We start from the raw sequence: 25,794 nt of genomic DNA on the forward strand, positions 1-25,794 counted from the left end.
CCCGCATCGACGCCCACCTCACCGACACGCCCCGGGCCCGCACCCGAACCAGCCACTTCGCAGCACTTCGCCCCGCCGACCAAGTCGGCGGGGCGAAGCAACAGGGCCCGAATTAACCAACAGCGTCCGCTCTCGGTACGGGCCCCTTCCTGCTGCCGGGGGGGCGGTGTGGGAATGGCCGGAGCCTTGCGGGATGTTCACCATTCAACTAAATTGGTCCAGAACAGTCCCCCGGAGGTGGCTTCCATGCCCGCAGTGACCGTCGAGAACCCGCTGACCCTGCCCAAGGTGGCCGCTTCGGGCGACGCCGCGGCCCGTCCCGTGCTCGCCGTGACCACGGCGCCGAGCGGGTTCGAGGGCGAGGGCTTCCCGGTCCGCCGCGCCTTCGCGGGGATCAACTACAAGCACCTGGACCCGTTCATCATGATGGACCAGATGGGTGAGGTGGAGTACGAGGCGGGGGAGCCGAAGGGCACCCCCTGGCACCCGCACCGCGGCTTCGAGACCGTGACGTACCTGATCGACGGCACCTTCGTCCACCAGGACTCCAACGGGGGCGGCGGCACCATCGGCAACGGCGACACCCAGTGGATGACCGCCGGTTCCGGGCTGCTGCACATCGAGGCGCCGCCGGAGTCCCTCGTCATGTCGGGCGGCCTCTTCCACGGCCTCCAGCTCTGGGTGAACCTGCCCAAGGCCGACAAGATGATGGCCCCGCGCTACCAGGACATCCGCGGCGGCCAGGTCCAGCTGCTCGCCTCCCCGGACGGCGGCGCGCTGCTCCGGGTGATCGCCGGTGAGCTCGACGGCCACGAGGGCCCCGGCATCACCCACACCCCGATCACGATGATCCACGCCACCGTGCGCCCCGGCGCCGAGGTGACGCTGCCCTGGCGCGAGGACTTCAACGGCCTCGCGTACGTGCTCGCCGGGCGCGGCACCGCCGGCGCCGAGCGCCGGCCCGTCCACCTGGGCCAGACCGCCGTCTTCGGCGCCGGCTCCTCGCTGACCGTCCGCGCGGACGAGAAGCAGGACGGGAACACCCCCGACCTGGAGGTCGTCCTGCTCGGCGGGCGTCCCATCCGCGAGCCGATGGCCCACTACGGGCCGTTCGTGATGAACAGCCAGGCCGAACTGAAGCAGGCCTTCGAGGACTTCCAGGCCGGGCGCCTCGGCACCGTGCCCGCGGTCCACGGCATGTGACCGGGGACCGCCCCGCCGCCGTCGTGTGACGCCCCGTCACCCGTACGGCGGCACGGGCGGGACACCGCTGCCCGGGCGTGATCGGCTGAGAGGGTGCAGACCCAGAAGCCCCTCCTGCCCGACGGCGCCCGGCGGACGGCCGCCTGGTGCGGTGTCCTCCTGCTGGTCGCCGGTGTCGCCGCCGTCGCCGTCTGGCTGTGCATCGCCCTCAAGACCGCGGTCACACCGGTGCTCCTCGCGCTGCTCGGTACGGCGCTGCTCGGCCCGGTCCACCGCCGGATGACCGCCCACGGCGTGAACCGCTCGCTGGCCGCCTTCGTCACCTGCGCGCTGCTCGTCGCCGTCGTCGGCGGGGCGGGCTACATCGTCGTGTCCTCGCTCGTGGAGACCGGCGACCAGATCGTCCGGTCGCTGAAGGACGCCGGGCAGTGGGTCATCGACCACTTCGACGTCGCGGACGGCACGAACGTGGACGACCTGGAGGCCAACGCCCGCAAGCTGGCCGAGAAGTTCGGCGCGAGCGCCGCGGGCGGGCTCCTCACCGGCATCAGCCTGGTCGGCTCCCTCGTCGCCACCAGCATCCTCGCCCTGCTGCTGACCTTCTTCTTCCTGCGCGACTCCGACCGGGCCGCGCGCCTCGCCCACACCGTCGCCCCGCGCGGCACCGGCGACATGGTCGAGGCGATGGGCCGGCGCGCCTTCGAGGCCGTCGAGGGCTTCATGCGCGGGACGACGGTCATCGCCCTGATCGACGCCGTCTGCATCACGGTCGGGCTGCTGATCCTGCGGGTGCCCGGCGCGGTGGGGCTCGGCGCGCTGGTGCTCGTCGGCGCCTACATCCCGTACCTCGGCGCATTCATCTCCGGTGCCGTCTCGGTCCTGGTGGCACTCGCGGACCGGGGGTTGGTGATCGCGCTGTGGGCGCTCGGCGTCGTCCTCGCCGTGCAGGTGCTGGAGGGCCACATCCTGCAGCCGGTGATCCAGAGCCGTACGGTCCAGATGCACCCCGCGATGATCCTGATCGCGCTGACGGCGGGGGCGAGCGTGGCGGGCATCCTCGGCATGCTGCTCGCGGTCCCGCTGTGCGCGGCGGTCTTCGGCATCCTCGGAGAACTGCGCAAGGGCGGCCACCCCGACGCCCCCGAGGAGCCCGCCCAGGGCACGTTTCCAAGCACTTCCTAGTCCAGGTCCGGCAGCGCCGGTTCCTCGTCCTCGTTCAGCTCGAACCAGATCGACTTGCCCGCCCCGCGCGGATCGACCCCCCAGCGGTGGGCGAGCATCTCCATCAGCACCAGGCCACGGCCGCTGGAGGCCATCTCCCCCGGGCGCCGCTTGTGCGGCAGCTCGTCGCTGCCGTCGGACATCTCCACGCGCAGACACCGCTCCCCCGGCACCCCGGCGGCCTCAGCGACCAACAGCGCGTCCCCGTCCGTGTGCACCAGGACGTTCGTGGCCATCTCGGAGAGCAGCAGCACGGCCGCGTCGACCTGGTCCGGGTCGGCCCAGTCGTGCAGCAGCTCCCGCAGCTGCTGCCGGGCCACCGAGATCCGCTCCGGCTCGGCCTGGGCGATGGTCAGCGCGGTCCGCCGGGGCGCGGGCTGGTGCGTGACGGAGCCCTCGCGGCGCAGCAGCAGCACCGCGACGTCGTCCTCGCGCCGGTCGGGGAGCGGCCCGGTCGTGTAGTGCGAGCCGGGCCCGTGCACGGCCTGCACCAGCGCGTCCGCGAGCTTCTCCAGATCGCCGGTGTGCTGTTCCAGGATGGGCCGCAGCCGGACCCAGCCGGTGGCGAGGTCATGGCCGCCGGTCTCGATCAGCCCGTCCGTGCAGAGCATGATCGTCTGCCCGGCCTCCAGGACGACCCTGGTCGTCGGATAGTCCGCGTCCGCCTCGATGCCGAGCGGCAGCCCGCCCTCGGTCCGACGGATGACGGCGGTCCCGTCGGCGGTCGTCACCACCGGGTCGGGGTGGCCGGCCCGCGCGATGTCCAGGACGCCGGTCTCCGGGTCGGCCTCCGCGTACAGGCAGGTCGCGAAGCGGGCGTTCGCGCCCTCGTCGTCCTCGTGGGGGTCGGTGAGCCCGGAGAGGAAGCGCGAGGCGCGGGCGAGCACCGCGTCGGGGCGGTGCCCCTCGGAGGCGTACGCGCGCAGGGCGATCCGCAGCTGGCCCATGATCCCCGCCGCCCGTACGTCGTGGCCCTGTACGTCGCCGATGACGAGGGCGATGCGGCCGCTGGGAAGCGGGATCAGGTCGTACCAGTCGCCGCCGACCTGGAGGCCGCCCCCGGTCGGCACGTAGCGCGCGGCCACGGTCATCCCCGGGATGTCGGGGCCGAGCGAGGGCATCATCGAGCGCTGGAGGCCGAGCGAGAGTTCCCGCTCGGTGTCGGCGGCGCCGGCCCGGTCCAGCGCCTGGGCGAGCATGCGGGCCACGGTCGTCAGCACGGACCGCTCGTCCGGCGAGAACGACACCTGATGCCGGAAGCCGGCCATCCAGGTGCCCATCGTGCGCCCGGACACGATCAGCGGCAGGAACGCCCAGGAGCGGTGTCCGAACCGCCGGACCAGCGGCCAGGTGGCGGGGTAGCGGCCGCGGTAGTCGTCCGGGCTGGGCAGGTAGATCGCCCGGCCCGTCCGTACGACCTCGGTGGCCGGGTAGTCCGTCTCCAGCGGCATGTCGGTGAACGGGCTCTCGTCGCCCAGGGTGTGCCCGTGCTGGCCGACGATGGTCAGCCGCTCGCCCTCGAGGCCGAAGACCGCGAGCCCGTCCGGCGAGAACCCGGGCATGGAGAGCGAGTAGGCGACCCGCAGCACCTCCGTGGTCGACCCGGCCTCGGCCAGGGCCCGGCCCGCGTCCAGCAGGAACGCCTCGCGGGACCGCCGCCAGTCACCGGTGATCGCGGCGCGCGCCCCGGCGGTGCCCGGCGGGGGCTCGACGACCCCCTGGAGGGTGCCGATGAGCACGTAGTCCTTGCGGCCCTCGCCGGCCGGGAACGGCTTGGAGCGGCTGCGCACGGTACGCAGCACCCGGCCGCTTCCGTCCACGATCCGCAGCCGCGCCTCGGCAAGGGTGCCCTCGGCGACGGCGAGACCGACCACCCCGTGGATCTCGTTCCAGTCGACGGGGTGGAAGCGGGAGCGGACCTCCGACTCGCGGAAGACACCGGGCTCGGCGGGCAACTCCAGCAGACGGGCAGCCTCCGCGTCGAGCGTGACCGTTCCGGCTCCGTTGTCCCAGCGCCACAGCCCGGTCGCGATCGCGGCCAGCACATCCTCGGTGCGCATTGCCCCACTTTAAACCGGCATGTACGCGGAGGGCAGCGGTGCGGGCCCGCGGACGATCTCGGTGCGGACAATGACAATGAAACGCGCCGGTCGCGGGCGGTAGCCTGGGAGGGCTGATTCCTCCCCAACCGCGAAGACTGGATGAACGACGATGCATCGGTACAGGTCCCACACCTGCGGCGAGCTCCGCGCCTCTGACGTCGGCACCGACGTCCGGCTGAGCGGCTGGCTGCACAATCGCCGAGACCTGGGCGGCATCCTCTTCATCGATCTGCGCGACCACTACGGTCTGGTGCAGCTCGTCGCCCGTCCCGGCACCCCCGGCAACGACGCCCTGGCGAAGCTCACCAAGGAGACCGTCGTACGGATCGACGGCAAGGTCTCCGCACGTGGCGCGGACAACGTGAACCCGGACCTGCCGACCGGTGAGATCGAGATCGAGGTCTCCGAGGTCGAGGTGCTGGGCGAGGCCGGCCCGCTGCCCTTCACGATCAACGCCGAGGACGGGGTCAACGAGGAGCGGCGCCTGGAGTACCGCTTCCTGGACCTGCGCCGCGAGCGCATGCACCGCAACATCATGCTGCGCTCCGCCGTGATCGCCTCGATCCGGTCCAAGATGGTGGCCCTCGGCTTCAACGAGATGGCGACGCCGATCCTCACCGCGACGTCCCCCGAGGGCGCCCGTGACTTCGTCGTCCCGTCCCGGCTGAACCCCGGCAAGTTCTACGCACTGCCGCAGGCCCCGCAGCAGTTCAAGCAGCTGCTGATGATCTCCGGCTTCGACCGCTACTTCCAGATCGCGCCGTGCTTCCGCGACGAGGACGCCCGCGCCGACCGCTCGCCGGGCGAGTTCTACCAGCTCGACGTCGAGATGTCCTTCGTGGAGCAGGAGGACGTCTTCCAGCCGATCGAGAAGCTGATGACCGAGCTCTTCGAGGAGTTCGGCAACGGCCGCCACGTCACCTCGCCGTTCCCGCGCATCCCGTTCCGCGAGTCGATGCTGAAGTACGGCAACGACAAGCCGGACCTGCGCGCCAAGCTGGAGCTGGTCGACATCTCCGACGTCTTCGCGGACTCGGGGTTCAAGGCGTTCGCCGGTAAGCACGTCCGCGCCCTTCCGGTGCCGGACACCGCGGGCCAGTCCCGCAAGTTCTTCGACGGCCTCGGCGAGTACGCCGTGGAGCACGGCGCCAAGGGCCTGGCCTGGGTCCGCGTCGGCGAGGACGGCACGCTGGCCGGCCCGATCGCCAAGTTCCTCACCGAGACCGACGTCAAGACGCTCACCGACCGGCTCTCCCTCGTCCCGGGCCACGCCGTCTTCTTCGGCGCCGGCGAGTTCGACGAGGTCTCCAAGATCATGTCCGCCGTCCGTGTCGAGGCCGCCAAGCGGGCCGGCCACTTCGAGGAGGGCGTCTTCCGGTTCTGCTGGGTCGTCGACTTCCCGATGTACGAGAAGGACGAGGACACCGGCAAGATCGACTTCTCGCACAACCCCTTCTCGACGCCCCAGGGCGGCCTGAAGGACCTGGAGGAGAAGGACCCGCTGGACATCCTCGCCTGGCAGTACGACATCGTCTGCAACGGCATCGAGCTGTCCTCCGGCGCCATCCGGAACCACGAGCCCGAGCTGATGATCAAGGCCTTCGAGATCGCCGGCTACGACCGCGAGACCGTGGAGCACGAGTTCGCGGGCATGCTCAAGGCGTTCCGTCTCGGTGCCCCGCCGCACGGCGGTATCGCCCCGGGCGTCGACCGCATCGTGATGCTGCTGGCCGACGAGCCGAACATCCGCGAGACGATCGCCTTCCCGCTGAACGGCAACGCCCAGGACCTGATGATGGGCGCGCCCACGGTGCTGGATGAGACCCGGCTGCGTGAGCTGAACATCCAGCTCCGCAAGCCGGCCGCGCCGGCGAAGGACGCGCAGAAGTAGCGTCGTCCGATCCGCGCGCCCCGCACGGGGTTTCACGTGAAACAGCCCCCGGCCCTCACCCGGCGGGGGCTGTTCCACGTCCCACAGGAACCCACAGCCCGCTCCCATGCCCCTGCCAGCTCGGCTCCCTGGCGTTCCCCGCATGACAGAGACTCAGGGACCAGCACACAAGAAGGACCTGAGACGCACGACGGGACGGACCTCTGACCGCGCGCACCTGACGCGGTCGCGCCGGCCGCCCCGCAGAGCCTCCTCAGGCCTCCGTCCCCCGTGGAGTCGAAGGGCCCGGAACCCGTACACGGCAGAGTTCCGGGCCTTCGTGCCGTTCCGCGCGGCGGCCGGCGCGGACGGCGATGACGCCCGGCCGGCTGCATGCGAGTACACGAATCACCTGAACGGGTACGGCCGGATGGCCTCCGGTCCGGATTGGCCGGTGCCCCGGGCGGCAATGACTGGCTGGGCCGACACCGGCGCACCGACCGCTGAGGAGCCCTCCGTGCCCGCGCCCCCTTCGCACGCACCCCTGCGCCTGCCCCACGTCGCCTGCGCCCTCGCCCTCCTCGTGCTGCTCGCCGGGTGCGGGGCGGGCGGCATCGCCGGTACGGACCTGGGCGCCGCCGCCACGCAGCACGCGCACGTCAACGGCGTACCGGGGCCGCCCGGCGCGTCGGTCTCCCCCTCCGCACCACCGCCGTCGCCGGCGCCGCAGGAGATCCCGGGGCTGGGGCCGAAGACCCGGGCGGCGATCCCGGCCGGGGCGCGGCAGGCGTTCGTCGTCACCGGTGAGTCCCCGGACTCCAACGAGTCGACCGCCGTCCTCTACACCCGCGACGGCCCCGCGGGCCCCGGCTGGCGGGCCGCACTGCCGCCCTGGCCCGCGCACAACGCGCTGGACGGCTGGACGGACGAGCACCGGGAGGGCGATCTGCGCTCACCCGTCGGCGTCTTCACCCTGACCGCGGCGGGCGGCCGCCTCGCACCCCCGGACACCGCGTTCCCGTACGACATGAGCCCCGACTTCGCCGTGACGGGCGAGGGGTTCCACGGGGAGCCGCTGGAGGGCTCCTTCGACTACGTCGTCGCCATCGACTACAACCGCGTCCCGGGCACCTCCCCGCTCGACCACACCCGGCCCCTCGGCGAGGAACGTGGCGGCGGCATCTGGATTCACGTCGACCACGGCGGCCCCACACAGGGCTGCGTCTCGGTCACCGAGGACCGGATGAGACAACTCCTCGGCGTGCTCGACCCGGCCCTCGAACCCGTCATCGTGATGGGGGACGCGCAGTCGCTGGGCCGCTGAGCCGTCGGCGGCGCGGGCCCGTACTCGAGCGGAGAGCTTTGCGAAACGTCCCTTCCCGTATCAAGGACGCATCCTGGGAGGGAGTGGACACGCATGCACGAGGCAAGGGACATCACGATGCGGGTACTGGTCGCCGAGGACGAGGAAATCCTTGCGGAGCTGGTCGCCACCGGACTGCGGCGGGCCGGCTTCGCCGTCGACACGGTGTACAGCGGTGATGCCGCCCAGGCCTACCTGGGGCTGCACGACTACGACGTCGTCGTCCTGGACCGCGACCTGCCCCGGGTGCACGGCGACGACGTGGCGCGCGGACTCGTCGCCTCGGGCTCCCGGACCAGGATTCTGATGCTGACGGCCGCCGGGACCATGGAGGACCGGGTCGCCGGGCTCGACCTGGGCGCCGACGACTACCTCGGCAAACCGTTCGAATTCCCCGAACTCGTCTCGCGGGTCCGTGCCCTGCGGCGGCGCAGCGCCCGCCCCGTACCGCCGCAGCTGGAGCGGTACGGCATCCGGCTCGACACCGTGCGCCGGGCCGCGACCCGGGACGGCCGGGACCTGGACCTGTCGCCGAAGGAGTTCACCGTGCTCCAGCTGCTGCTGGAGGCGGACGGCGGGACGGTCAGCGCCGAGGAACTGCTGGAGCGGGCCTGGGACGCCAACGCCGACCCCTTCACGGGCGCCGTCCGCGTCTGCATGAGCAAGCTGCGCGGCAAGCTCGGTGAACCGGCCCTGATCCGTACCGTGCAGGGCGTGGGGTACGCCCTGTGAAGCGTTCGGCTCTGCTGCCGCACTCCACGATCAGGACCCGGATCGCCCTCGTCTACGGCGGCGTGTTCCTGGTGCTCGGCACGGCCCTGCTCGCCACCGTCAACCTGGCCTCCCGCGCCGGCACGGACTCGCAGGCCCGCGCCATCGCCGAGACGGCCGTCGTGGTCCAGCCCGGCTACGCGGTCAACGGGCCGCTCGTCAGCCGCCACCGCCTCGGTCCGCCGACCGTCTACGACCTCACCGACCACGTCAGCGACGCGGCCGGCCATCAGCTGCTCATCTGGTCGGCGGCCGCGCTGCTCGTGATGACGGCCTGCGCGGTGGGCGTCGGCTGGTGGACGGCCGGGCGGGTCTTGCGGCCCGTCCACGCCATGACGGCCAAGGCGCGCCGACTCTCCGAGCACACGCTCCACGAGCGGATCGCCTCCAGCGGTCCCGACGACGAGCTCAAGGAGCTCGGCGACACGCTCGACGCGCTGCTCGCCCGGCTGGAGAAGGCCTTCGACAGCCAGCGGCGGTTCATCGCCAACGCCTCGCACGAGCTGCGGACCCCGCTGGCCACCCAGCGCGCCGCGATCCAGGTCGGTCTGGACGACCCGACCCCCGACGACCTCGTACGGACCCGGCAGACGCTCCTGGACAACAACCGGCGCAGCGAACGGCTCATCGAGGGCCTGCTCGTGCTGGCGCGCAGCGAACGCGGTCTGGAGAAGAACGAACGGGAGCCGGTGGACCTGGCCCAGGTGGTCGCGGAGGAGACGTCCCGGCACCCGGGCGTACGGCTCGACGCCCGGCCCTGCCCGGTGCGCGGCAACCGGCTGCTGCTGGCCCAGCTGGTGGCGAACCTGCTGGCCAACGCGGTGACGTACAACGTGCCCGGCGGGCGCGTGGAGGTGGCGGTGGTGCCGGCCGGGGGCGGGGTGCTGCTGGAGGTCCGCAACACCGGCCCGGTGGTGGCGGCGACGGACATCCCCGGCCTGTTCGAGCCGTTCCGCCGGGGCGAGGGCAGGGACCGGATGGGGCCGGGCTCGGGCCTCGGCCTGTCGATCGTGCGGTCCATCGCGATGGCCCACGACGGTACGGTCACGGCGGTGCCGGGCCCGGAGGGCGGGCTCGCCGTGACCGTACGCCTGCCGGCGTCTCAGGCGCCCGCGGCCGTCTCGCGCCCGGCGACCCACGCGGGGAGCGCGGCGAGCAGTTCGCGGTAGAACGCGGTGTCCGCGACCTCGCGGGGGGCGGGCCCGGCGTGGAAGAAGCCGGCGTTCGGGGCGTCCAGCTTCCGCAGGAAGTCGAAGCCCTTCGCGTCCTTGTCGCCGAACGCCACGAACTGGAAGAACAGCGGCAGCCGTGCCGCCGCGTCCAGCGCCTGGCGGGCGGCCTGGCGGACGTCCGGCGGCCCGTCCGTCTGGAAGACCACCAGCGCCGGTCCGGTCGCCCCGGACTCCTCGTAGTGCGAGACGACCTCCTCGACCGCGCGGTGGTAGTTCGTCCGGCCGAGCCGGCCGAGGCCCGCGTTCAGCTCGTCGATGCGGCCCTCGTGGCCGTCCAGCCCCACCGTGCCGGTGCCGTCGATCTCGGTCGAGAAGAACACGACCCGCACGGTGGCGCTCTCGTCGAGGTGCGCGGCGAGCGCGAGCGTGCGGTCGCCCAGGTGCTGGGCGCTGCCGTCCTTGTAGAACGGCCGCATCGAGCCGGAGCGGTCCAGGACCAGGTAGACGGTGGCCCGCAGCCCGGTCAGCCCGTGCGCCTTCAGCCCGGCCTGCGCCGCCTTGTACGCCCCGACGAGCTCGGGCGCCCGCGCCTTGACCTTGGCGAGGGAGAGGGCGGGCTTGCCGGCGGGCGAGGCCGGGGCCGGCGCGGCGGCCTGGAGGGGTTCCGGTTCCGGCTCCGGGTCCGGGTCCATGTCGATGGTGATCAGCGCCGGCTCGGACTCGGGCTCCGCGACGGGCTCGGGGTCCGGGGCGGGTGCGGGCTCCGCGACGGGCGCGGCGACGGGTGCGGGCTCAGGGGTCTCGGTCGTCGCGGCGATCGGCTCCGCTTCGGGGGTCTCGGTCGCGGCGGCCGGTTCGGGCGCGGTGACGGGCTCCGGGGCGACGACGGGCTCGGGCTCGGCGACGGGTGCGGGCTCGGGGGTCTCGGTCGTCGCGGCGATCGGCTCCGGCTCGGGGGTCTCGGTCGCGATGACCGGCTCCGGCTCGGTGACGGCAGCGGTCGGTTCGGGGGCCTCGGCTTCCGGTTCGGGCTCGGTGGGGGGAGCGGTCGGTTCGGGGGCCTCGGCTTCCGGTTCGGGCTCGGTGGGGGGAGCGGTCGGTTCGGGGGCCTCGGCTTCCGGTTCGGGCTCGGCGGCGGGAGCGATCGGTTCGGGGGCCTCGGCTTCCGGTTCGGGCTCGGCGGCGGGAGCGATCGGTTCGGGGGCCTCGGCTTCCGGCTCCGGCTCGGTGGGGGGAGCGACCGGATCGGCGCGGGGGCGGGTGCTCTGGGACGGGACCGTGGGCGCCGCGGGCTTGTCGAAGGCGGCTGCCACCAGGTCCGCCGCCTTCTCGCCGTCGTCCGTCGCGGCCGAGGCCGTGGACCGGGGCGCGTCCGACGAGGCGGGGGCCGGCACCGAAATCCTGACGGGCGGGGCGGGTTCGGACGCCGTCCCCTCCTCCGCGACCGGCCCGTCCACCGCCACCGACTCCGACTCCGCGGCCCGGGAGCGCTCGCCCTGGGGCGGGACCGTGGCCGTCGTCGGCTCGTCCTGTTCCGTGCGGTCACGGCCGAACACCTTGCGCAGCAAGCTCCGAATGCCCATGGGCGAGGCCTTTCGCGTGAGTTGGGTGCGATGAATGTCCGTACTGCGGGAATTGATCCCTGGCCAGGGCGGATACGTAAGGTTAGCGGCCGGAACAGGCCCTTCGGCGGCACGGCCCACCTGTGGGACAACTGAGCCGCAACCGAGCCCGGACCGAGTCCTGGGCGCCCGCGCGGACGGCACCGCACCCGCTGTTCACCTGCGTGGCAGAGGCGGCGAGTTGACGTGGGGGCGTGCCATCCGGCCCCACGCTCTACAGTCGGACCCATGGTTTCCGGTGAGGCTCCGCAGACGGCGGGCAGCGTTCGGGTCGATGTCTGGATCTGGTCGGTCCGGCTGACGAAGACCCGGGCGCAGGCCGCTGCCGCCTGCCGTGCGGGTCATGTGAAGGTCGCCGGCGAACGCGCCAAGCCCGCCCAGGCGGTGCGCGTCGGTGACGAGGTGCGGCTCCGGCACGCGGGCCGGGACCGGGTCGTCGTCGTGTCGAAGATCGTGAAGAAGCGGGTCGGCGCGCCCGTCGCCGCCGAGTGCTTCGTAGACAACAGCCCGCCCCCGCCGCCGCGTGAGGCCGCGATCCAGGTTCCGGTACGGGACAGGGGCGCGGGTCGGCCGACGAAGCGGGACCGGCGCGAGATGGACCGGCTGCGCGGGATGGGGCCCGGCCCGGCGGAGTGACCGCGGGCGGCTCAGCGGCGCCCGGGGTGGCGCAGGGCGATGACGGTCTTGCCGCGTGCCCCGCCGGCCCGGTTGCGCTCCAGGGCCCGGGGGGCCTCCTCCAGGGGGAGTTCGACGTCGATGGGCACGCGCAGGACACCGTCCGCCGCGCCCGCCGCCAGCACGTCCAGCAGGACCGGGCTCGGGTCGAGACGGAAGTCGACGCCCCGTACGCCCTCGGGGAGTTGGGCACCGGACGCGGCGCCGCGCGTCGAGAGCGCGATGCCGCCCGGGCGTACCGCGGCGGCGTGGCCGGCGAATGCCTCCGGTGTCGCGGAGGCCAGGTCGGCCAGCGCGTCGATGCCGTCCGGGCAGGCCTCCCGCAGCGCGTCGGCTGGCACGCCGTCCGTGAGGTCGATCGTGGCGGCCGCGCCCAACGACCCCATCCTGGACCGCTCGTCACCGCGCACCGCCGCGATCACGCGGACGTCCCGGGCCCGGGCGAGCTGGGTCAGGCAGCAGCCGACGCCGCCCGCAGCGCCGACGACGAGCAGGGTCTCGTGGCCGCGCAGCGCCACCGCCTCCAGGATCTGGGCGGCGGCCATCCCGGCGGACGGCAGCGCGGCGGCGGTCCGGTAGTCGAGGCCGCGCGGCACGAGCGTGATGGCGGAGTCCTGCGGCACGCACACGTACTCCCCGTACGCCCCGCACGCACCCGTCGTACCGGCCGTGCCCGTCGTACCGGTCGTGATCACGTCGCCCGTGCCCGTCGTACCGGCCGTGCCCGTCGTACCGGCGCGGCCGAGGACCGGATCGCCGACGCGGAAGCGGTTGTCCCCGCCGCCGATCATGTCGACCCGCCCCGCGTAGTCCACACCGACGACGAACGGGAAGGGCGCCGGGGCCGGGGTGGAACCGTCCGCGGCCTGCCAGTCCTGCGGGTTGAGCGAGGCGTACTCGATCCGCACCCGGACCTCACCTGGCCGGGGGTCCGGCTTGGGCAGTTCGACCAGCACCGGGTCGGCCCGCAACGCGCTGACGGCGATGGCTCGCATACGCAGACCTCCCAGTCGCCCGGCAGTCACGCCCCCACTCTTCCCCGGCCCGCGTGCCCCCGCACGTCGGCACCCGCCCCCGGCGGGCGCCGGGCCGTCACTCCCCGGCCGGCACCGGCAGCACCCGCTGGGCCCAGATCCGCGCCGCCGCCGCGCACACCGCGACGGCCAGGCCCAGGCCGAAGACGATCCACACCGTGGTCCGCAGCGAGTGCGTCAGCGCGTCGTAGACCGCCGCCGCTGCGCCGGTGTCGCTGTCCGGCACCTCGGCCAGCACCCGGTCACGGGCCAGGGCGATCACCCCGCGCAGCACCAGCGCCCCGAGCGCGAAACCGGCGCCGGTCACGGCGGTGGCGGCCAGCGCGGCCAGGGCCTGGCTCCGGCGGCCGGGTCCGCCGCGCACCCAGGCCAGGGCGATGGCGAGCAGCGCGAAGGCGAGGGTGCCGACGGCGGGCCACACACTGGCGGCCCGCAGCCACCGGAAGCTCTGCCGCAGCTGGTCCGCGCGGTCGGCGGAGACCAGCTGGATGTCGGTGTGCTGGACGGGGACCTGGTCGGCGAACGGCACCCCGTTGTCCACCAGGTTCCGCTTCACCTTCTCCGTGACGGGCGCCAGGTCGATGGTGACGCTCTCGCCGCTCTTCCCGTCCAGCGCGGCGGTGACCGTCTCGTGCGCCGTCCGGTTGGCGGCGGTCCAGGCGTCCCGGAAGGCGTCGGTGGTGGTGAACGACCGGACGGCCTGGTGCAGGAAGTCGCGGACGGTGTTCTGGAGCGGGCCGACGTCGATCTGCTTCATCGCGCTGTCGGTGATCAGGTCGGCGACGGTGCCCCGCACGTCGGAGTCGCCGGCGAGCGGCACGACGGCGGCCACGTAACGGTCCGTGTCGTCGATCTCCAGATCGACCCAGGCGGACAGCGCGCTCAACGGCACCAGGACGGCCAGCAGCACCAGCGCTACCACCGAGAGGGCCACCGAGAAGTACGTCCGCACCCCCCAAGGGAATCGCGGATGGCGGCGGGGTGCCCCGGGCCGTAGCCCATCCGAGTTGCCGGGACGCGCGACCGGGTGTGCCCTGGAGGGAAAGCGGGGGCGACGGAAGGAGCTCTCTGCCATGGCCGCACACGCTTCGGTGCAGGCGCGCGGGAGGCGGCGCGCGCCTGTCCGGCACCGCCCCGTCCTCAGCTGGGCCGTCCCCGTCACGCTCGGCGTGATCCTCGGCTGCTACGCGACGGCCATCGTCCGCGGCGGCGGGGTGCTCACCGGCCCCCGGCTCGCCCTCGGACTGGTCTCCGGCGCCGTGCTCGCGGCGCTCTGCTTTGGCCTGGGCCGGATACAGAACCGGCTGCCGCGCGAACTCAGGGCGGCCGCGTACGGGGTACTGGCCGGCGGTTCGATCGGCTTCCTCTACAGCCTGTCCGGCGCGAGCATCCTGGCGGCGTCGGGAATCGGTCTGGTCATCGGCCTGAGCACGCTGCTCGCCGCGTTCTACTACTTCTACACCCGGGAGTGACTGCCGCTCCCCGCGTCCGGGCGGCCATCATCGGTCCTTGACCTTCTCCACGGGGGAAGGCCAAGGATCGAGTGTGCCGGGGCGGGAAGGCCGCCCGGTATGAGGAGGCGTGCGGTGACGACGGACGACGGGCAGGGGCGGGGCCCCGGCGCGGCACTGGTGACGATCGGGGCGTTCGCCCGGCTGTCCCGGCTGTCCGCCAAGGCGCTGCGCCGCTACGACGAGCTCGGTCTGCTCCCGCCGGCCCTGGTCGACCCGGTGAACGGCTACCGGTACTACGACCCGGCGCAGGTGCGGGCGGCCCGGCTGGTGGCCTGGCTCCGCCGGATCGGGATGCCGCTCGCCCGGATCAGGGAGGTGATCGCGCTGGACTCCGGCGCGGCCGCCGCGGCGATCCGGGCGTACTGGGCGCAGATCGAGGCGGAGACGGCGGCCCGCCGTGACCTCGCGGTCTTCCTCATCGACCAGCTGTCGACGGAGGACGTCATGACATCGGTAGGCACGCTCGGAATCCGCTACGCGGCCCGCACCGACACGGGTGCGGTGCGGGAGACCAACCAGGACGCGGTATACGCCGGTGCCCGGCTGCTCGCGGTCGCCGACGGGTTCGGCGAGGGCGGGGCGGGTGCGAGCACCGCGGCGATCGAGGCGCTGAAGCCGGTCGCGCCGGGTGCGGTGCCGGCCGCGGAGCTGCTGAACAGCCTGCACGACGCGGCGGAACGGGTGGCGCTCGCGGTGCGGGACGCGGTCGCGGGGAGCGGTGGGAGCGGGGCGCCGGAGGAGTCCGGGACGACGCTGACCGCGATGGTGTGGACGGGCTCGCGGCTGGGCCTGGTGCACATCGGGGACTCGCGGGCGTACCTGCTGCGCGGGGGCGAGCTGTTCCGGATCACGCACGACCACAGCCTGGTCCAGTCGATGATCGACGACGGTTCGCTGACGGAGGAGGAGGCGTTCTCGCACCCGCAGCGGGCGATGCTGCTCAAGGCACTCTCCGGGAACGGCCCGCACGGCTCGGGGCCCGATCTGGACGTCCGGGACGCCCGGCCCGGCGACCGCTATCTGCTCTGCTCGGACGGGCTCTCGGCCGTGGTCGACGGCGCGGAGCTGGCCCGGGTGCTGGCCGCGGCGGACGGGCCCGGCACAGCCGTGCGCGAACTGATGGAGCTGGCGGGGGCGGCGGGCGCGCCCGACAACGTGTCCTGCGCGGTGGCGGACGTCGTGGAGCTGTGACGTACGGGAGGGGGCCCGCACCACGCGTGGTGCGGGCCCCCTCCCTGCTGTCCCGGCGCTCAGTTGCGGACGACGGTCACCGGGCACGACGCGTGCTGGGTGACGTGCAGGCTGACCGAACCGAGCAGGGTCGCCTTGAAGCCGCTGTATCCGCGTGCGCCGACGACCAGCAGGTTCGCGCCCTCGGCCCGGTCGAGCAGGGCCTGCGCCGGGTTGCCGATCACCACGACCTTGCTGACGGCGGCGGCACCCTCGGCGCCGAGCGCCTCCTCCAGCGTCTCGGTGAGCGACACGGCGGTCAGGGCCTGCGGGTCGAAGTCCTCCGGCAGGCCCGGCATCATCGAGGCCCAGCTGGTCGCGGGGTACTCCCAGCTGTTCACGGCCTCCACCGTGTCACCGGTCAGCTGTGCCTGGCGTACGGCCCAGTGCAGTGCCTTGACCGACGACTCGGAGCCGTCGACGCCCACCACGATCCTGCCCATCTCTGCCTCCAGCTGAGTTCTGCTGTTCCGTTCGGGCCGTTCGGTGCCGTTCGGTGCCGTTCGGTGCCGTTCGGGACACGTCTTCCCGTACGACTCTAGTCAAAACGGGCGAAAGGGCGATCTCCGCGGGCCGGTCAGGCCGGGCGGAGCGCGGCGAGCTGCTGCTCGAAGGGGACCACCTCGTCATCCGGCCCGGGCGCCCTGGACGCACCGGAGACCGCGCGCCCGCCCGCGACGGCGTGGGCCAGCTCGCCACCCGCGCGCCGGATACGGGCCGGCAGGCCGTCGGCGTACGCGTCGCCCGACGCGCCCCAGTCCTCCGACGCCGCGTACACCGAGGTCGGCAGCGTGACGGCCCGCAGATAGGCGAAGAGCGGGCGCATCGCGTGCTCCAGCACCAGCGAGTGCCGGGCGGTGCCGCCGGTCGCCGCGACGAGCACGGGCTTGCCGGTCAGGGCGGTGTTCTCGACCAGGTCGAAGAACGACTTGAACAGGCCGCTGTAGGAGGCGGTGAAGACCGGTGTGACGGCGATCAGCCCGTCCGCGCCCGTCACCGCGGAGAGCGCGTCCTCCAGGGCGGCCGACGGGAAGCCGGACACCAGGTGGCCCGCGATGTCCACGGCCAGGTCCCGCAGCTCGATCACCCGGACCTCGACCGGGCGGTCCTGCCCGGCCTCCAGCTGCTCCCGGGCGGCGGCGGCCAGCCGGTCGGCCAGCAGCCGGGTGGACGAGGGGGTGCTGAGCCCGGCCGACACGGCGACGATCCTCAGCGGTGCGGTGGCGAACACGGTCAGCTCTCCTTCGTGAGGGTGGCGGCGACGGCGGGGTGCGGCGGCGCGGTCTCGGGAACACCGGCCGGCCGCAGGGCGGCGAACTCCTTGCGCAGCACCGGGACGACCTCCTCGCCGAGGATGTCGAGCTGCTCCAGGACCGTCTTCAGCGGCAGCCCGGCGTGGTCCATCAGGAACAGCTGGCGCTGGTAGTCGCCCACGGCGTCCCGGAAGGTCAGCGTCCGCTCGATGACCTCCTGCGGGGAGCCGACGGTCAGCGGCGTCTGCTGGGTGAAGTCCTCCATGGACGGCCCGTGCCCGTAGACCGGGGCGTTGTCGAAGTACGGACGGAACTCGCGTACCGCGTCCTGCGAGTTCTTCCGCATGAACACCTGGCCGCCGAGGCCGACGATCGCCTGCTCGGCGGTGCCGTGGCCGTAGTGCGCGTACCGCTGCCGGTACAGGTTCACCATCTTCTTCGTGTGCTCGATGGGCCAGAAGATGTTGTTGTGGAAGAAGCCGTCGCCGTAGTACGCGGCCTGTTCGGCGATCTCCGGGGAACGGATCGAGCCGTGCCAGACGAACGGCGGTACGCCGTCCAGCGGGCGCGGGGTCGCCGTGAACGACTGCAACGGCGTCCGGAACCTGCCCTCCCAGTCGACGACGTCCTCCCGCCACAGCTTGTGCAGCAGGGCGTAGTTCTCGACCGCGAGCGGGATGCCCTGGCGGATGTCCTTGCCGAACCACGGGTACACCGGGCCGGTGTTGCCGCGCCCCATCATCAGGTCCACGCGGCCGTCCGCGAGGTGCTGGAGCGTCGCGTAGTCCTCGGCGATCTTCACCGGGTCGTTGGTGGTGATCAGCGTGGTGGACGTCGACAGGATGATGCGGTTCGTCTGCGCGGCGATGAAGCCGAGCGTGGTGGTCGGTGAGGAGGGGACGAACGGCGGGTTGTGGTGCTCGCCGGTCGCGAACACGTCCAGGCCGACCTCCTCGGCCTTCCGCGCGATGGCGACCGTGGCCTTGATCCGCTCGTGCTCGCTCGGCGTCGTGCCGGTGGTCGGGTCGGTGGTGACGTCCCCGACGGTGAAGATCCCGAACTGCATGACGTCCGCCTCCTGGCCGATTGGTAGTGGTTGAACATTGAACTATGTGTTCACACCGTACAACGGGGGGCCGGGGGGGCGGTATTCCTCGGTGCGCCTTTCCGGGGTGCGGGGGTCCGTCCTCAAGCGCCGGACGGGCGGGGCCCGGCCCTTGGGCGGGCGGCATCTTGGGCCTGCGCCCCGGTCCGGGGCGGGGGGTTCCGTCCTCAGGCGCCGGACGGGCTGGGTTTGTGCGGGTCGCTCTGCGGGGTGCGGGTCGCCTCCACCTGGTGGGTGGGGGTGGGGGCCCTCCGGGCAGACTCCTCAAAAATGGCGTGTTCACCCGGGTACGTGGAGGACCCGGGTCGTACGCCATTTTCTGCGGGGACTGCCCTGCACGCCCCCACCCGGCCGCCTTGCGTCTGCGGCCTTCGTGCCAACCGGTGTGCAGGCGCGCGACGGGTGGTCCGGGGGCGTGCAGGGGAGTCCCCGCAGGGCGAGGAACGGATACCCGGGTGCCGCTGCGTACCGGCGGAACGTTCGTCGTCCGAGGAGACGCCCCGGAGGGCCCCCGGACCCCACCCACAAGGCCGGGGCGCGCCTTTGAGCCCGTCCGGCGATTGAGGACGGAACCCTCCGCCCCGGACCGGGGAGGCGTCGAGGATGCCGCCCGCCCAAGGGCCCCGCCCGCCCAAGCGCTCCTCAGCGCCGCGTCAGCGCACGGCGGCCCAGGAGCTCCGCCAGGCCGCGGCGGGTCGCGGCGACTACCACGCGGTCCGTCGGGCGCAGGACGTAGCCGGGGTGGAGGTTCCAGACGAGGCTGCCCTGTTCCGCCGCGCCGCCGGGCGCGCCCGGTGCGTGGGGCGGGGCGACGTCCAGGGCCAGCACGCGCCACGCGCCCGCGCGGAACGCCTGCTCCACCGTGCGGCCCTCCAGTTGCGGATGGCCGGCGACCTCGATCGCGGCGAACAGCATCACCTTGCGTTCGACCGGGATCGCGCCCAGGATCTGCCGGCCCATCATGGCGACCGCGAAGGACGGGCCGGCCAGGTGGGAGACCGAGCGGGAGCGGGTCAGGGCCTGCGGGTGGGCCGTGCGCAGGGTGCGGTAGACGGCGGTGGCGAACTCGTCGTCGAACAGGCGCAGCGTCACCCGCAGGTTCGGCTTGAGCGAGCGGGCGTAGAGCGCGGCCTCCAGGTTCGTGGTGTCGACGCTGGTCAGGGCGAGGAGGCCGCGGGAGCGGGTGATCTTCGCGGCTTCCAGCACCCCTTCGTGGGTGACGTCACCGAGGACGACGGGGACGTGCAGCCGGCGGGCGACCGCGATGCCGCGCGCGTCCGGGTCGTCCTCCACGCAGACGACGGGGATGCCCAGCTCCCGCAGGTGCACCAGGACGCGGGTGCCGATCTTGCCGAGGCCGAGCAGCACCACATGGCCGGACAGGCCGCGCGGCGGACGGCGCAGGGAGGAGGCCGTACGGAGGGAGCCGAAGGCTTCCAGGACGCCGGCCACGAGGAGGGGGAGGAGCATCAGGCCGGCGATGCCGGAGAGGATCTGGATGATCTGGCGGGGGGTGGGGTCGCCGATCGCCGGGTCGCCCATGGCGAAGAGGTCGAGGAGGGTGAGGTAGGCGGCGTGCAGCGGGTGGTCGCCCGTGGTGAGCGAGGACGCCACCGCGAGGCCGAGGACGGCCAGCCCGACGCCCAGCGCGGACCACCGCAGCCGGCGGGAGAAGAACTGGCTCAGCGGGGCGCTCCGGCCGCTCATCCGGGGCTTGGAGGCGGCCGGGCCGGACTGGGTGACGGCCTCCAGGACCACCGTGCCCCGGCCGGTCGCGGCGGCCACCTGGGCCTGGTCGGGGAGGAGTTGGGGGCCCTCGGCGCCGCTGCTGTCGGAGCCCTCCGCGCCGGCCGGGTCGTGGGTGGTGGAGGAGAGCAGGGCCAGGGTGCACAGGCCGGGGTCGGCGACCTGGCCGTTCCTGGGCGGGGTGCGTTCGGCCGCCCGCAGGAACAGGCCCTCCGCGCGGATCACCCGCGTCGATCCGGCGAGCGCGGTGGCCGCGAGGGCGGGGGCGGCGGTGTCGGCGTCGGACAGGACCGTGGTGGAGGCGTCGAGCGCGGCCGGGTCGAGCCCGGGGGACGCGAGGGCGGCCGCCTGGTCGAGCAGGGTCTCCAGGTGCTGGCCGAGCTTGCGGTTGTAGAGCCGGATCACCAGCCGGACCCGGGGGTTGAGCCGGCGGGCGGTCAGCGCGGCGCGGATGTTGCGCTCGTCGTCGTCGTAGACGAGGGCCACCGCGGAGGCCGTGTCGATGCCCGCCTCCTCCAGCGTCTCGTCGGAGGGCTCCGCCGCCTGGAGGATGCGCACCGCCTCGACCCCGGCGTTGGTGTCCCCGTCCGAACCGCGGGGGAGGCCGCCCCCGTTGCGGTTCATCGCGGACGCCATCCGGCCGAACAGCGCGGTGGCCCGGCCGCGCCCGCTCAGCGGCAGCTCGGACCTGGCCGTGCCCGGGTCCGGGGGGACGACGAGGGTGACCCGCTCCCCGTAGACGTAACGCAGCTCCACGGCGAGCCGCTGGGCGAGCGCGTCGTCGCCGCAGACCACCATGTGGCCGAAGAACGGGGAGGGTTGGGGTTGCTGGGGGAATGAGGACACGGAGCCCAGCATGCCTTGCTCCCTTCCGGGGATCAGCGGGGTCAGCCGTTGTCGTCGCCCCCGGCCGGGTGCCGGGACAGGAGGTGTCGGGGGTCCGCCGCGCGGCCGATCGCCGCCTCGACCGCCGCGATCCGGTCCGCGAGCAGGCCGAGCGCGGCCACCGCGCGGGTCATCGGGTCGCCCTCGGGCCCACCGAGCGCCTGGGTGCGGACGTACGAGGAGCAGAGCGCGGCCCAGCGTTCGGCCTGTGGGGGTGTGAGCGTGGAGCGCAGGGCGGCCAGCTTCAGCAGGGCGGCCTCGGCGCCGTTGGTCAGGGTCTGCGCCTCGCCCGCGTAGTGGTCGTCCACGACGGCGGACAGTTCGGCGTCGTTCATCACGGGCGAGATCCGCTCCGCGATCCGGTTCATGTTGCGGTACGAGCCCTGGAGCCGGAACGGCGGTTCGGTGCGGGTGGCGTCGGTCTGCGCGGCCGACGCGATGTATGCGGCGTTGACCGCGAGCACCGTGTCGCGGGCCCGCACCAGATGGCGCAGCACGGCGGTGATCCGGCCCACCTCGGCCGGGGCGTAGGGGTGTTCGAGCCGTTCGGGCCGGGCCGTGGGGTCGCCGGCGGCGAGCCGCAGCAGCAGCGTCAGGTCGTCCCGGGAGCGCCCGGCGAGCGGGGCGAGGACCGGGTTGGCGGTCAGCGCGTTCTCGATGAAGCTCAGCGCGAAGACGTCCTCGCGGCCGCTCAGCACCTCGCCCAGGTTCCACACGTCCGCCCGGTTGGCGAGCATGTCGGGGACCTGGAAGCGCTCGCCGGACTCGGTGTACGGGTTGCCCGCCATGCACACGGCGAACCGCTTGCCCCGCAGGTCGTAGCTGCGCGGCTCGCCGTCCCGTACGCCCTCGATCCGGCGGGTGGCGTCGCACAGCGGGATGAACTTCTGGAGGAGTTCCGGCGAGGTGTGCTGGATGTCGTCCAGGTAGAGCAGGGTGTTGTTGCCCGCCTCCAGCGCGAAGTTGACCTTCTCGATCTCCTGGCGCGCGGTGGCGCTGCCCGCCTGCGCCGGGTCGAGCGAGGTCACGTCGTGGCCGAGGTTGGGCCCGCTGATCTTGACGAGGACCAGGCCGAGCCGGTCGGCGACGTACTCCATCAGCGTCGTCTTGCCGTAGCCGGGCGGGGAGACGAGCAGCAGCAGGCCCTGCGAGTCGGTGCGGCGGTCGGCGTCTGCGGTGCCCAGCTGCTTGGCGAGGCTGTCGCCGATCAGCGGCAGGTACACCTCGTCCAGCAGCCGGTTGCGTACGAACGCGGACATCACACGGGGGCGGTGGTCCTCCAGCCGCAGCCGGGTCCGTTCGGCGGCGACCAGGGCGGTCCGCCGGCGCTGGTAGGCGCGGAAGCCCGGGACGGTGGTGGTGCGGAACTCCTCGGTGCGGGAGAGGAGTTCGTCGACGCGTACGGTGAGCCGGCCGCGGTCGATGCGCGGGTGGACGCCGAGGAGCCCGTCCACGGTCTCGGTGAGCGGCGCGTCGGCCTCGTACCGGGCGAGCAGCGGCTCGGGGCAGAGCTCCACGGCGACGGCCTCCGCGAGGTCGCCCGGGTCGATGTCCGTGCCGCACGCCTCGGCGTACGAGGTGAGCCAGCCCTCCACGAGCTGGCGGCGGGCCGGCAGGTCGTCCGCGAGGGCGGTGAGGTCGTCGTCGTACGCCGAAGTGCCGGTGGCGCGGCGGAACTTGTCCAGGAAGGTGCGGACGGCGGCGCCCGTCACGAAGCCCTCGGGCCCGCCGGTCAGCTCCTCGAAGAGGTACGCGGCGACGGCCCGGGAGCCCTCGCCGGGGATCACCGACGCCCACTCCTCCTGGAGCGCGGCGACGGCCGGGGCCAGCCCGAAGGTCTCCCGGGCGCGGGCCAGCGAGCGGGCCCGGCGCGTCCAGGAGGTGCGGCGGGCCTCGTCCGCCCCATGGGTCCAGAAGAGCTGGGCGGAGGCCCGGACGGCGGGCGTGAAGCGGAGCAGGCCCGCGCCCGCGTGCAGCCGCAGCAGCGCGGCCAGGATCGCGGTCGCGTCCTCGTCGTGGACGCCGCGCTGGTACCCCTCGTCGTACGCGGCTGCCGCCGACTCCCGCACCAGCGCCGCGAGTTCGGCGTCGCCCAGGGCGGCGAGCCGGTCCGCTCCCTGCTCGGCGAGGAGGCGGGCGGCCAGGTGCTCGCCCCGGTAGACGGACGGCGACTCGGAGGGCAGCGACTGCTCCCAGTACGGGCGGGTCGCGGCGAACTCCGGGTCGGCGACCGGCATCCGGTAGTCGGTCCCGGTGACGGCGAACGCGAGCCCGTCGTCCTGGGGCACCAGCGTCAGCTCGAACGGCTGGGTGTTCACCGCGAACCGGTGCCGGCCCAGCCGGATCACGGCCCCGCCGTCCGCGTACAGCTCGCTGCGGTCGCGCAGGGCGCGGCCCGCCTCCTGGCGGGCGGCGAGCAGCTGCCCGTCCAGCTCCTCGGCCCGCACGGAGTCGCCGAGTTCTCGCAGCTCGTCGGCGGTGCGGCGGATCTTGGCGACCATCGGGTCGGACGCGAAGTAGGTGTGGACGGCGTCCGTGTCGGGCAGGGCGGCGCTGCGGCGGGCGACCGTCTCCAGGACGCGCGCGGCGGAATCCGCGAGGCGTTCGGTGCGGCGGGCCAGAGCGTCCTGAAGGCTCTGCCTGCGGGCCGAGAACGCCTCGTACACCTCCGTCCGGCGCTCGCCCAGCTCCGCCAGGAAGTCGTCGAACTCCGCGAACCGCGCCTCCAGATTCTCCAGCTGGAGCAGCAGCCGGGCCAGCTGCTCGTCGCAGGATTCCGGGGTGACGGCGGCGGCCAGCCCGGCCGTGACGGCCTGCCCGAGCAGCGCGGACTCGGCGGCGAACTCGGCCCGGCCCTCGTGGTCCAGCAGGGTGCGGCGGCGGGCGTCGAGCGTGGCACGGGCCCGGTTGACACCGCCGAGCACCTCCGCGATCCGCTCCAGGATCGACGTACGGACCACACCGTCGCCGATGTCGAGCCCGGCGACGACGTCCGTGACCGTGCTCAGGCCGTCGGTCATACCGGCCAGCCGGTCCCCGAGCGCGGAGGCGTCGGTGACCGAGGCCAGTTCGCCGGCCTCCTCGGTGAGCCGGGCGATGTCCTCGTGGTAGCCGGCGAACGCGTCGTCCCTGGCCAGGAACGCGACCGCGCGCCGGCCGGCCGCTTCGAGGTCGTCGGCGGTGGCCGCGGTGAGTTCCGCGATGCGCTCGGTGTCCGCGTACCGCATCTCGGTGAGCGTCGCCAAGCGGCCGTGCGCGCCGCGCAGTTCGGTCAGCCGGTCGACCCACTCGGCGGCCGTGCGCGGGGCCTCGCCGCGCACCCGGCGGACCAGGGTGGTGATGCGGTCGGCCGTCTCGGTGAGCGCGTCGGCGGCCTGCCGGGTCAGCTCCTGGACGGCCTCGAACTCCGCCACGACCTGGCGCGCGGTCTCCCGCAGCTCGTCCAACGGGCCGGCCAGGTCACCGAGTTCGGTGTCGCCCAGCCAGTGGTAGCGGTCGCCCGCCCGGACGCAGTCGGTGACCAGCCGGTCGTACACGGCGGCCGTCGGCGTCGTCTCGGACGCGGAGTGCGCGAGGGCCAGGCAGTCCGAGATGCCACGCACCAGATCCGCGTTGCCGACCCGGGCGAGCGGGCCGTCCCCGACGGGGCGGGAGGCGGCGTAGGTGTCGGAGACGTACGGGGTCTGCCAGCGCTGCAACGGGTGAACCCGGGCCGCGCCGCCGTCGCCGCCCTCCACCGGGTCGCGCAGGACGACGAGCGTGCCGTCGTCCAGCAGGGCGTGGCCCCGGCCCTGGAGCGGGGTCGCGACCTCCTGGCGGATCACGTTGTACGGCAGCAGCAGGCTCCGCCCGTCCTGGCGGGACCGGAAGACGTAGAGCACGTCCTCGCCGTTGGGGGAGCGGACGGCGTCCTCGAAGACGGGGTCGGTGAGCGGCTGCGCGATGTCGAAGGTCCTGGCCTCGCCGGTGGTCAGGTAGAAACCGCCGGGGAAGATGATCCCCTGGTCCTCCGGGAGCCGCCGGCAGGCCGGGCCGATCCCGTCCAGCCGGGTGACGGTGCCGAGCAGCGCGTTGAAGACGAGGTAGCGCCTCGCCTCCTCCTTGTACGGGCGGACGCGGAGCAGGACCAGCGGACCGAGTTCCGCGTACTCGACCTCGGCGTCGGCGAGCGACTGGAGCGGTTCGGTGACCGGCTCGTCGTAGATCCCGTCCGGGGTGTCCGTGTCGTCGACGGTCTTGACGGTGAGGCTGCCGCCGAGCGTGTCGACGTACAGCTCCGCCTCGCAGCCGATCGCGATGTGCGGGTGGCGGCCCGTGACGTGGGACTCGCGCCCGGCGGTGGTCCAGGTGAAGTCGTGCGACGGCGGGAACACGTGGTCGCGCTCGCCGCGCGCGTCGAGGAACGCGCCGGGCGAGCCGTCGGCGTTCAGCGCCCAGCGCAGGACGCGGATGTCGTCGGCGGTCTCGCCGGTACGGAACACCGCGAGCAGCCGGCCCTCGGTCCGGCGCAGCCGCAGCAGGCGGGCGTCCCGGAAGTAGCGGTGCAGCCCGTCGAACTCGCGGACGAAGGCGGTCTCGGAGAGCAGGTCGCCGGTGCCGGGCGCGAGGTCGGAGCCGTACAGCGCGAGTACGTCGTCCACGGCCGGCTCCCCGCGGTGGCCCGGGCCGCGCTCGAAGCCGAACAGGAGCTGTCCGCCGACCGCGACGAGGTCGCGGGGGACGGAGGGGCGCTGGGTGCGGATCTGCTCGCTGCCCAGCAGCCGCAGGCCCGTGGAGCCGAACTCCTCGGTGCGGCGGGCGTTCAGTGCCTCGGCCCTGCGGGCGAGTTCGGCGGCGTGGGTGCCGAGGCGGCGCCGCAGGACGTCGTAGTCCCCGGCGGTGGGTGGGGTCACGGTGTCCATGGGGGGCTCCCTTGCGGTGATGTCCTCGATCGCCGGACCGGCTTGGACTTGCCGTCCGGGCGTCCTCGATCGCCGGACGGGCTTGAGGGGGCGGGCGGGTTTCAGCTTGCCGTCCGGGCGTCCTCGA

Annotated in this window: 18 protein-coding genes; 9 read left to right on the plus strand and 9 right to left on the minus strand. The window is 73.6% G+C overall.

What is annotated here, in order from left to right; genetic code table 11:
• The first annotated feature begins 246 nt into the window (after nucleotides 1-246).
• Together E6P78_RS26795 and E6P78_RS26800 are read left to right on the plus strand one after the other, a co-directional pair.
• Complete coding sequence (locus E6P78_RS26795) at nucleotides 247-1,203, plus strand: pirin family protein (protein WP_136206230.1); 957 nt, start codon at nucleotides 247-249, stop codon at nucleotides 1,201-1,203.
• Between the two features lie 93 nt (nucleotides 1,204-1,296).
• Nucleotides 1,297-2,385, plus strand: a complete 1,089-nt coding sequence (locus E6P78_RS26800; RefSeq protein WP_136206231.1) for an AI-2E family transporter — start codon at nucleotides 1,297-1,299, stop codon at nucleotides 2,383-2,385.
• Here E6P78_RS26800 and E6P78_RS26805 read toward each other — a convergent pair.
• The gene (locus E6P78_RS26805; protein WP_136206232.1) at nucleotides 2,382-4,484 is read right to left on the minus strand and encodes a SpoIIE family protein phosphatase; all 2,103 of its coding nucleotides are present in this window, start codon (nucleotides 4,482-4,484) and stop codon (nucleotides 2,382-2,384) included. The two genes, E6P78_RS26800 and E6P78_RS26805, sit on opposite strands and share 4 nt — an antisense overlap.
• Before the next feature lie 151 nt (nucleotides 4,485-4,635).
• On the opposite strand from E6P78_RS26805, the gene aspS reads away from it, so the two are divergent.
• The 4 genes from aspS to E6P78_RS26825 all read left to right on the plus strand — a co-directional run bounded on the left by aspS (nucleotide 4,636) and on the right by E6P78_RS26825 (nucleotide 9,699).
• The gene (aspS, locus tag E6P78_RS26810; protein ID WP_136206233.1) at nucleotides 4,636-6,417 is read left to right on the plus strand and encodes an aspartate--tRNA ligase; all 1,782 of its coding nucleotides are present in this window, start codon (nucleotides 4,636-4,638) and stop codon (nucleotides 6,415-6,417) included.
• 496 nt (nucleotides 6,418-6,913) lie between these two features.
• Complete coding sequence (locus tag E6P78_RS26815; protein ID WP_136206234.1) at nucleotides 6,914-7,720, plus strand: L,D-transpeptidase family protein; 807 nt, start codon at nucleotides 6,914-6,916, stop codon at nucleotides 7,718-7,720.
• Nucleotides 7,721-7,837: 117 nt separating this feature from the next.
• Complete coding sequence (locus E6P78_RS26820; RefSeq protein ID WP_206307926.1) at nucleotides 7,838-8,491, plus strand: response regulator transcription factor; 654 nt, start codon at nucleotides 7,838-7,840, stop codon at nucleotides 8,489-8,491.
• A complete protein-coding gene (locus E6P78_RS26825) occupies nucleotides 8,488-9,699 on the plus strand; it encodes a HAMP domain-containing sensor histidine kinase (protein ID WP_136206236.1) in 1,212 nt (403 codons plus the stop codon). The genes E6P78_RS26820 and E6P78_RS26825 overlap by 4 nt, the downstream gene beginning before the upstream one ends.
• Here the strand turns inward: E6P78_RS26825 and E6P78_RS26830 are convergent.
• Complete coding sequence (locus tag E6P78_RS26830; RefSeq protein WP_206307924.1) at nucleotides 9,633-11,285, minus strand: VWA domain-containing protein; 1,653 nt, start codon at nucleotides 11,283-11,285, stop codon at nucleotides 9,633-9,635. The genes E6P78_RS26825 and E6P78_RS26830 overlap by 67 nt on opposite strands.
• Before the next feature lie 267 nt (nucleotides 11,286-11,552).
• On the opposite strand from E6P78_RS26830, the gene E6P78_RS26835 reads away from it, so the two are divergent.
• Nucleotides 11,553-11,960, plus strand: a complete 408-nt coding sequence (locus E6P78_RS26835) for a S4 domain-containing protein (RefSeq protein ID WP_136206237.1) — start codon at nucleotides 11,553-11,555, stop codon at nucleotides 11,958-11,960.
• A gap of 11 nt (nucleotides 11,961-11,971) precedes the next feature.
• On the opposite strand, the gene E6P78_RS26840 is transcribed toward E6P78_RS26835, so the two are convergent.
• Together E6P78_RS26840 and E6P78_RS26845 are read right to left on the minus strand one after the other, a co-directional pair.
• Nucleotides 11,972-12,994 carry an NADP-dependent oxidoreductase gene (locus E6P78_RS26840; protein ID WP_136206238.1) on the minus strand — a complete coding sequence of 341 codons (1,023 nt, stop codon included), beginning with the start codon at nucleotides 12,992-12,994 and terminating at the stop codon, nucleotides 11,972-11,974.
• 97 nt (nucleotides 12,995-13,091) lie between these two features.
• Nucleotides 13,092-13,985, minus strand: a complete 894-nt coding sequence (locus tag E6P78_RS26845; protein WP_136206239.1) for a hypothetical protein — start codon at nucleotides 13,983-13,985, stop codon at nucleotides 13,092-13,094.
• Nucleotides 13,986-14,106: 121 nt separating this feature from the next.
• On the opposite strand from E6P78_RS26845, the gene E6P78_RS26850 reads away from it, so the two are divergent.
• Complete coding sequence (locus E6P78_RS26850; RefSeq protein ID WP_136206240.1) at nucleotides 14,107-14,505, plus strand: hypothetical protein; 399 nt, start codon at nucleotides 14,107-14,109, stop codon at nucleotides 14,503-14,505.
• A 99-nt stretch (nucleotides 14,506-14,604) separates the two neighbouring features.
• On the plus strand, nucleotides 14,605-15,738 hold the full coding sequence (locus E6P78_RS26855) for a MerR family transcriptional regulator (RefSeq protein ID WP_136206241.1): 1,134 nt from the start codon (nucleotides 14,605-14,607) through the stop codon (nucleotides 15,736-15,738).
• A 59-nt stretch (nucleotides 15,739-15,797) separates the two neighbouring features.
• Here E6P78_RS26855 and E6P78_RS26860 read toward each other — a convergent pair whose 3' ends face one another.
• The 5 genes from E6P78_RS26860 to E6P78_RS26880 form a co-directional block, all read right to left on the minus strand.
• Nucleotides 15,798-16,220, minus strand: coding sequence for a universal stress protein (locus tag E6P78_RS26860; protein WP_136206242.1), 423 nt, complete (start codon nucleotides 16,218-16,220; stop codon nucleotides 15,798-15,800).
• 134 nt (nucleotides 16,221-16,354) lie between these two features.
• Nucleotides 16,355-17,008: a CE1759 family FMN reductase gene (locus tag E6P78_RS26865; protein ID WP_136206243.1), complete on the minus strand. Its 654-nt coding sequence runs from the start codon at nucleotides 17,006-17,008 to the stop codon at nucleotides 16,355-16,357.
• Between the two features lie 2 nt (nucleotides 17,009-17,010).
• Nucleotides 17,011-18,096, minus strand: a complete 1,086-nt coding sequence (locus tag E6P78_RS26870; RefSeq protein WP_136206244.1) for an LLM class flavin-dependent oxidoreductase — start codon at nucleotides 18,094-18,096, stop codon at nucleotides 17,011-17,013.
• Nucleotides 18,097-18,777: 681 nt separating this feature from the next.
• Entirely contained in the window at nucleotides 18,778-20,739 is a 1,962-nt protein-coding gene (locus E6P78_RS26875; protein ID WP_136206245.1) for an NAD(P)-binding protein, read from the minus strand.
• Nucleotides 20,740-20,768: 29 nt separating this feature from the next.
• Entirely contained in the window at nucleotides 20,769-25,667 is a 4,899-nt protein-coding gene (locus E6P78_RS26880; protein WP_136206246.1) for a DNA repair ATPase, read from the minus strand.
• Nucleotides 25,668-25,794 lie beyond the last annotated feature (127 nt).

The organism is Streptomyces sp. A0958 (assembly GCF_004795035.1).
In the GTDB taxonomy this organism is placed as follows: Bacteria; Actinomycetota; Actinomycetes; order Streptomycetales; family Streptomycetaceae; genus Streptomyces.